Annotated in this window: 6 protein-coding genes; all 6 read left to right on the top strand. The window is 68.1% G+C overall.

From position 1 onward, the window contains the following. Nucleotides 1–1,327, top strand: a 1,327-nt coding sequence (gene dop / locus Q7W02_26660) for a depupylase/deamidase Dop (GenBank protein MDO8479713.1), incomplete at its 5' end; no start/stop codon positions are given. A 2-nt stretch (nucleotides 1,328–1,329) separates the two neighbouring features. Continuing rightward, nucleotides 1,330–2,145, top strand: coding sequence for a proteasome subunit beta (gene prcB / locus Q7W02_26655; protein ID MDO8479712.1), 816 nt, complete (start codon nucleotides 1,330–1,332; stop codon nucleotides 2,143–2,145). Then, complete coding sequence (gene prcA, locus Q7W02_26650; protein MDO8479711.1) at nucleotides 2,145–2,855, top strand: proteasome subunit alpha; 711 nt, start codon at nucleotides 2,145–2,147, stop codon at nucleotides 2,853–2,855. Before prcB ends, prcA begins: the two co-directional genes overlap by 1 nt. Before the next feature lie 38 nt (nucleotides 2,856–2,893). Further along, entirely contained in the window at nucleotides 2,894–4,249 is a 1,356-nt protein-coding gene (pafA, locus tag Q7W02_26645) for a Pup--protein ligase (protein ID MDO8479710.1), read from the top strand. 30 nt (nucleotides 4,250–4,279) lie between these two features. Beyond that, complete coding sequence (gene glgB, locus Q7W02_26640) at nucleotides 4,280–6,484, top strand: 1,4-alpha-glucan branching protein GlgB (GenBank protein MDO8479709.1); 2,205 nt, start codon at nucleotides 4,280–4,282, stop codon at nucleotides 6,482–6,484. A 5-nt stretch (nucleotides 6,485–6,489) separates the two neighbouring features. Then, nucleotides 6,490–8,229 (top strand): glycogen debranching protein GlgX (glgX, locus tag Q7W02_26635; GenBank protein ID MDO8479708.1); only part of this gene is annotated, 1,740 nt, incomplete at its 3' end.

Here is an 8,229-nt window from a genome sequence, read left to right as displayed (position 1 = left end):
CGGCTTCGAGTACATGGAGGAGAAGGAGACGCCGTCGAAGGAGGAGTCGCGCCTCATCAACCTCATCCTCTCGAACGGCGCGCGCTTCTACGTCGACCACGCGCACCCCGAGTACTCCTCGCCGGAGACGACCAACCCGCGCGACTGCGTCATCTGGGACAGGGCCGGCGAGCGCATCCTGGACCTCGCCCGCGTGCGGGCGGAGGCCGTCTCGCCGCCCGAGCAGCGGATCCTCATCTACAAGAACAACACCGACTCGAAGGGCAACTCCTACGGCACCCACGAGAACTACCTCATGGACCGCAAGGTGCCCTTCGCGCGCATCGTCCAGTACCTGATGCCGTTCTTCGCGAGCCGGCAGGTCTTCACCGGCGCGGGCAAGGTCGGCGCCGAGAACAACACGGAGCACTGCGACTACCAGGTCTCGCAGCGGGCCGACTTCCTCGAGACCGAGGTGGGGCTGGAGACGATGCACAGCCGCCCCATCATCAACACGCGCGACGAGCCGCACGCCGACCCGGAGAAGTACCGTCGCCTGCACGTCATCGTGGGCGACGCGAACATGAGCGAGGTCGCGAACTACCTCAAGTGCGGCACCATGGCGATCGTGCTCAGCATGATCGAGGATGATTTCATCGAGCGGGACCTCTCGCTCGAGAGCCCGGTGCTCGCGTACCGCATGGTGTCCCGGGACCTCGGCTGCCGCGACACCTTCAAGCTCAAGGACGGCCGCGCGCTCACCGCCGTGGATCTCCAGCAGGAGTTCCTCGCCCTCGCGCGCGAGTACTACCGCACCCGCGAGCACGAGCCCTGGGTGGACGACGTCATGGCGCGCTGGGGCTCGGTGCTCGACCGCCTGGCGAGGGACCCGATGAGCCTCGGCCGCGAGGTCGACTGGGTCATCAAGCGCTCGCTTATCGAGAGCTACATGGGCAAGCACGGCCTCGAGTGGTCCGACTCGCGCGTGGCGATGATCGATCTCCAGTACCACGACATCCGGCCGGGCAAGGGGCTCTACTACAAGCTCGAGGAGTCCGACGCGGTCGAGCGCATGACCTCGGAAGACGAGGTGACCAAGGCGATCTACGACCCCCCCAAGGACACGCGCGCCTACTTCCGCGGCATGTGCCTGCAGAAGTACTCGGACGAGGTCGTGTCGGCGTCCTGGGACTCGGTGATCTTCGACCTCAAGGAAGGCCCGCTCAAGAAGATCTTCATGCTGGAACCGCTGCGCGGCACCGAGGCGCACGTCCGCCAGCTCTTCGCCGAATCCGCCACGGCCGGGGACCTGCTGCGCAACCTCGGCAAGCCGGCGGGTGACGTGTGAGCATGACGCCTGACCGCTGGCAGGGCGCGTTCTTCGACTACGCCACGTCGAGCTTCGCGGACATCCTCCGCAACTCGGCGCCCCATCTGTTGCCGCACCCTGAGAACCTCCCCCGCGAAGAAGGTGGCCCGCACAGCGCCCCGGCGGTGCCCCACGGCACGACGGTGCTGGCGCTCCGTTACCGCGACGGCGTGATCATGGCCGGCGACCGGCAGGCCAGCGAGGGCTACCAGGTCGCCTCCCGCCGCATCGACAAGATCTTCAAGTCCGACGACCTCTCCGGCGTCGGCATCGCCGGCGCGGCCGGGCCGGCCATGGAGATGGCGCGCCTCTTCCAGACCGAGCTCGAGCACTACGAGAAGGTCGAGGGCGAGAACCTCTCGCTCGACGGCAAGGCCAACAAGCTCGGGCAGATGATCCGGATGAACCTGCCCATGGCCATGCAGGGCCTCGTCGTGGTGCCGATCTTCGCGGGCTTCGACGAGCGCGCGGGCGTGGGGCGCCTCTTCAAGTACGACGTCACCGGCGGCCGCTACGAGGAGACCGACTACTTCGCCCAGGGCTCGGGGGGCAAGGACGCGCGCGACTCGCTCAAGAAGCGCTTCAAGCGCGACATGTCCAAGGACGAGTCCGTGCGCGTGGCCATCGAGGCCCTGATGGACGCCGCCGACGAGGACCTCGGCACGGGCGGGCCCGACCTCCAGCGCGGGATCTACCCGACCGTCAAGACCATCACCCGCTCGGGCTTCGGCGACGTGGCGGACGACGAGATCCGCCGGTATTGCGAAGCCATCCTGGGCGAGCGAGGGCACCTGTAATGCCGCTTCCGTACTACGTTTCGCCCGAGCAGATGATGAAGGACAAGGCGGAGTATGCCCGCAAGGGCATCGCCCGCGGCAAGGCGATCGTGGCCCTCGAATACCGCGACGGCGTGCTGCTGCTGGCCGAGAACCCTTCGACGCTCCTGCACAAGATCTCGGAGATCTACGACCGCATCGCGTTCGCCGGCGTGGGCAAGTACAACGAGTTCGAGAACCTCCGCGTGGCGGGCGTCCGGCACGCGGACATCAAGGGCTACTCCTACAGCCGCGGGGACGTGACCGCCAAGTCGCTCGCCAACGCCTACTCCCAAGCGCTCGGCAACATCTTCACGCAGGATATCAAGCCGTTCGAGGTCGAGGTGCTGGTGGTCGAGGTCGGCGACAGCAACGGCACGAAGAACGAGATCTACCACATCCTCTACGACGGCACGATCGAGGACGAGAAGAACTACGCGGCCATGGGCGGGCAGTCGGACGAGATCCGGCGCTACCTCAAGGACAACTACCAGGAGGGGCTCGACTTCGCGGGCGCCGTCAAGCTGGGCGTCCGGGCCCTCATGGTGACGCAGAACAAGACCCTGACCGAGCGCGACCTCGAGGTCGCCGTCCTGGACCGCGGCAAGGAGCGCCGAATGTTCCGCCGCATCCCGGCCGAGGTGCTCCATCAGCTCCTCGCGGACGACAAGTCGCCCCCCCACTCGGAATAGTTGCCCTCGGTCCCCCTCCCTGCTAGGCTGAGTCCCTCATGAAGCGCCGCATCTTCGGTATCGAGAACGAGTACGGCCTGACGTGCACGCTCAACGGCCAGCGGCGCCTGTCGCCGGACAACGTCGCGCGCTACCTGTTCGAGAAGGTCATCCCCGGCGCGCGCAACGCCAACGTCTTCCTCGAGAACGGCGCCCGGCTCTACCTCGACACGGGCTTCCACCCCGAGTACGCCACACCTGAGTGCGACGACATCACCGAGCTGGTCATCCACGACAAGGCGGGCGAGCGGATCGTCGAGGACCTCCTGCACCAGGCCGAGAAGCGGCTGCGCGAGGACGGCATCTCGGGCAACATCCTGCTCTTCAAGAACAACACGGACTCGGCCGGCAACTCCTACGGCTGCCACGAAAACTATCTCGTCAGCCGCGACGTGTCGTTCCAGCGCCTGGCCGAGGGGCTGATCCCCTTCTTCGTTACGCGGCAGATCTTCGCCGGCGCGGGCAAGGTGCTCCAGACCCCGCGCGGCTTCCACTACTGCCTCTCCCAGCGGGCGCAGCACATCTGCCAGGAGATCTCCGGCGCCACGACCTCGTCGCGCTCGATCATCAACACCCGCGACGAGCCGCACGCCGACGCCGAGAAATACCGGCGCCTGCATGTCATCGTGGGCGACTCGAACATGTCGGAGGTGGCGACCTACCTCAAGGTCGGCACCACCGCGCTGCTGCTCGACATGATCGAGGACGGCTTCTTCGACAAGGACTACAGCCTCCAGTCGCCGGTCCAGGCCATCCGGGACATCAGCCACGACCCGACGCTGCGGGAGACGGTCAGGCTCAAGGACGGGCGGACGATCACGCCGCTGCAGCTGCAGACGGAGTACCTCGAGCACGCGACGCGCTACGTCAACTCGATCGACGCCGACCCCGTGACGAAGGACGTGCTCGCGCGCTGGACGCACGTGATCGAGGCCCTCCACGGCGACCCGATGAACCTGTACCGCGAGGTGGACTGGGTCATCAAGAAGCGCATCATCGAGTCCTTCATGGAGAAGCACCGGCTGTCCTGGCGCGACCCCAAGGTCTCGCTCATGGACCTCCAGTACCACGACATCCGCCCCCACAAGGGTTTGTACTTCCAACTGGTCAAGCACGACATGGTCGACAGGATCACGACGGACGACGCCATCGAGCGGGCCAAGCACCTGCCGCCGCAGACGACGCGGGCGCGCCTGCGGGGCGAATTCATCCGGCAGGCCAACCTCAAGGGGAAGGACTACCGCGTGGACTGGGTGTACCTGAAGCTCAACGACCCGGAGCGCGAGACCATCCTCTGCAAGGACCCGTTCCAGAGCCACGACGAGCGGGTGGAGCGCCTGATCCGCTCCTTCTAGCGTCGGCGGCCGCCTGACCAGGCGACGTCCATGAGCCTCACTCCCGAAGTCATCCAGATGCTGGTCACCGGGAAGCACGACGATCCCTTCGCGGTGCTGGGCCCTCACGCGTCCCGCGACGGCAGCGTCACCGTCCGCGCCTTCCTGCCCGGCGCCGGCGAGGTCGCGGTGATGGCCGACGGCGGCGCCTTCCTCGCCCATCCGCTCAAGCCCATCCATCCGGACGGGCTCTGGGAGGGCGAGATCGCCGGGCGGCTGCCGCTGGCGTATCGTCTCCGGGTGACGGACGGCGCGGGACGCGTCGCCGACGTCGAGGACCCGTACCGCTTCCCGCCGACGCTGTCCGGCTTCGACCTCCACCTGCTCGGTGAAGGCACGCACTATCGCGTCTACGACAAGCTCGGCGCCCATGCGGCGTCCCTCGACGATGTGGCGGGCGTCATCTTCGCCGTGTGGGCGCCCAACGCGAAGCGCGTCAGCGTGGTCGGCGACTGGAACGGCTGGGACGGACGCAGGCACCCGATGCGCCTGCACCCGGGCAACGGCGTCTGGGAGCTCTTCCTGCCGGGCGTGGCCGAGGGCGCGCGCTACAAGTTCGAGATCCTGTCCCACTCGGGCGCTCCGCTCGCGCTGAAGAGCGACCCCTACGCCTTCGGCTTCGAGCCCGACGAGCCCCGCACGGCCTCCGTCGTCGAGCGCCTCGACGGCTACCCGTGGTCCGACGGCGCATGGCTCTCCGAGCGCGGCAGGCGGCAGGCGCTCGACGCGCCCATGAGCGTCTACGAGGTGCATCTCGGCTCGTGGCGCCACCTGCCCGAGGACGGCCACCGTTCTCTGGACTACCGGGAAGCCGCCGAGCAGCTGGCGGACTACGTGACGGAGATGGGCTTCACGCACGTGGAGCTCCTGCCCGTGATGGAGCATCCCTTCTACGCCTCGTGGGGCTACCAGACGCTCGGCTACTACGCCCCCACGCGGCGCTTCGGCCGCCCGCACGACTTCATGGCCTTCGTGGACCACTTGCACGCCCGCGGCGTCGGCGTGCTCCTCGACTGGGTGCCGGCCCACTTCCCCCGGGACCCGCACGGGCTCGCCTACTTCGACGGCACGCATCTCTTCGAGCACGCCGACCCGCGCGAGCGCGAGCACCCCGACTGGGGCACGCGCGTCTTCAACTACGGCCGGCGCGAGGTCGCCAATTTCCTGATCGGCAACGCGCTCTTCTGGCTCGAGCGGTACCACGTGGACGGCCTGCGCGTGGATGCGGTCGCCTCGATGATCTACCGCGACTACTCGCGCAAGGCCGGCGAGTGGGTGCCGAACGTCCACGGCGGGCGCGAGAACCTCGAGGCCATCGAGTTCCTGAAGCGGCTCAATGAGGTCGTCTACGGCACCCACCCCGGCGTCGTCACCGTCGCCGAGGAGTCCACGGCCTGGCCCATGGTCTCCCGGCCCGTGCACCTGGGGGGCCTGGGCTTCGGGTTCAAGTGGAACATGGGCTGGATGCACGACGTGCTCGACTACATGCGCCGCGAGGCCGTGCATCGCAAGTACCACCACAACCAGCTGACATTCGGGATGCTCTACGCCTGGACTGAGAACTTCGTCCTGCCGCTCAGCCACGACGAGGTCGTCCACGGCAAGGGCTCGCTGATCGCCAAGATGCCAGGCGACGACTGGCAGCGCTTCGCCAACCTGCGTCTTCTCTACGCCTTCATGTGGGCGTACCCCGGCAAGAAGCTCCTCTTCATGGGCAGCGAGTTCGGCCAGTCCGGCGAGTGGAACCACGACCGGAGCCTCGACTGGCATCTGCTCGACATGGGACCCTACCACCGCGGCCTCCAGCGCCTCGTGGCGGATCTCAACCGCCTCTACCGCGCGGAGCCCTCCCTCCACCAGCAGGACTGCGAGCCGGCGGGCTTCGCCTGGATGGACTGCACCGACGCCGAGCAGAGTGTCGTCGCCTTCGCCCGCTTCGCCCGCGAGCGGAGCCGCCTCACGCTGTGCGTCTGCAACTTCACGCCCGTGCCGCGCCACGGCTACCGCGTCGGCGTCCCCATCCCCGGCTTCTACCGGGAAGCCCTCAACAGCGACAGCGGTCTCTACGGCGGGTCGGACGCGGGCAATCGCGGCGGCGTCAGGAGCGAGCCGATCCCCTGGCACGGCCAGCCCCACTCCGTGCTGCTGACCCTGCCGCCGCTCGGCGCGCTCTGGCTCACGCCGGTGGAGGGCTAGACGCGATGGCCGCCGCGCCCTTCCGCACCCGCCCGGGGCGTCCCTACCCGCTGGGCGCCACCTGGGACGGATCTGGCGTCAACTTCGCGCTCTTCAGCGAGCACGCGACGGCGGTCGAGCTCTGCCTCTTCGACGCGGCGAACCCCGCGCGCGAGGTCCGGCGGATCGCCGTCACCGAGCGCAGCGACCAGATCTGGCACGTCTATCTGCCCGAAGCGCGCCCGGGGCTGCTCTACGGCTACCGCGTCCACGGCCCCTACGCGCCCGCCGTCGGGCACCGCTTCAATCCGGCCAAGGTCCTGCTCGATCCCTACGCGAAGGCCGTAGCCGGCAGCGTCAGCTGGGACGACGCGCTCTTCGGCTACCGCCCCGACGAGGCGGAGACGAGCGCGACGCCCGACCCGCGCGACAGCGCGGCCTTCGTCCCCAAGTGCGTCGTCGTCGAGTCGGCCTTCTCCTGGGGTGACGACAGGCTGCTCCGCACGCCGTGGCACAAGACGGTCATCTACGAAGTCCACGTCAAGGGCTTCACCGCGCGGCACCCGCAGGTGCCGCCGGAGCTCCGCGGCACGTACGCGGGGCTCGCCTCGCCGCCGGCGCTGGAGCATCTCCAGCGGCTGGGCGTGACGGCCGTCGAGCTCCTGCCCGTCCACCACTCGGTGGCGGAGGAGCGCCTCGTCGACCGCGGGCTCACGAACTACTGGGGCTACAACTCGATCGGCTATCTGGCGCCGGATTCGCGATTTGCCTCCACCGGCGCCCGGGGCGAGCAGGTCGCCGAGTTCAAGACCATGGTCAAGCGCCTGCACCAGGCGGGCATCGAGGTCATCCTCGACGTGGTCTACAACCACACGGCCGAGGGCGACCATCGCGGGCCCACGCTCTGCTTCCGCGGCATCGACAACGCCGCGTACTACCGCGTCGAGACGGGCGACCGCCGCCGCTACCGCGACTACACCGGCTGCGGCAATACGCTGAACCTGACGCACCCGTGCTCGCTCCAGCTCCTGATGGACAGCCTGCGCTACTGGGTGCTCGACATGCACGTGGACGGCTTCCGCTTCGACCTGGCCTCCGCGCTGGCCCGCGAGCTCCACGACGTGAACCGCCTCTCGTCCTTCTTCGACGTCATCCACCAGGACCCGATCATCTCGCAGGTGAAGCTGATCGCGGAACCGTGGGACCTCGGCGAGGGCGGCTACCAGGTCGGGAACTTCCCGGTCGGCTGGGCGGAATGGAACGGGAAGTACCGGGACTCGGTGCGCCGCTTCTGGCGCGGCGACGGCGGACAGGTCGCCGAGCTCGCCTCGCGCCTTTCCGGCTCGAGCGACCTCTACCAGACGAGCGATCGCGCGCCGAACTCGAGCATCAACTTCGTCACCTGCCACGACGGCTTCACGCTCGAGGATCTGGTGAGCTACGAGGCGAAGCACAACGAGGCGAATCTCGAGGAAGGCCGCGACGGCACCGACGCGAACTGGAGCGCGAACTGGGGCGCGGAGGGGCCGACCGGCGCGGTCGATGTGCTCGCGTTGCGCGACCGCATCAAACGCAACTTTCTCGCTACCCTGCTGTTCTCGCAGGGGGTGCCGATGATCCTGGCCGGCGACGAGATCGGACGCACCCAGGGCGGTAACAACAACGCGTACTGCCAGGACAACGAGACGAGCTGGGTCGATTGGCAACTCACGCCGGAGAAGGAAGATCTGCTCCGCTCCACGATTCAGCTGCTGGCGATCCGACGT

It is taken from the genome of Candidatus Rokuibacteriota bacterium (assembly GCA_030647435.1).
Classification (GTDB): domain Bacteria; phylum Methylomirabilota; class Methylomirabilia; order Rokubacteriales; family CSP1-6; genus AR37.
Note: the sequence above shows the minus strand (reverse complement) of the source record. Positions and strands in the feature narration are given on the sequence as shown.

Excerpts from the sequence above, each read along its gene's own strand:
- prcA (MDO8479711.1), top strand. The coding sequence starts at position 2,145 with ATGCCGCTTCCGTACTACGTTTCGCCCGAGCAGATGATGAAGGACAAG.
- pafA (MDO8479710.1), top strand. The coding sequence starts at position 2,894 with ATGAAGCGCCGCATCTTCGGTATCGAGAACGAGTACGGCCTGACGTGC.
- prcB (MDO8479712.1), top strand. The coding sequence starts at position 1,330 with ATGACGCCTGACCGCTGGCAGGGCGCGTTCTTCGACTACGCCACGTCG.
- glgB (MDO8479709.1), top strand. The coding sequence starts at position 4,280 with ATGAGCCTCACTCCCGAAGTCATCCAGATGCTGGTCACCGGGAAGCAC.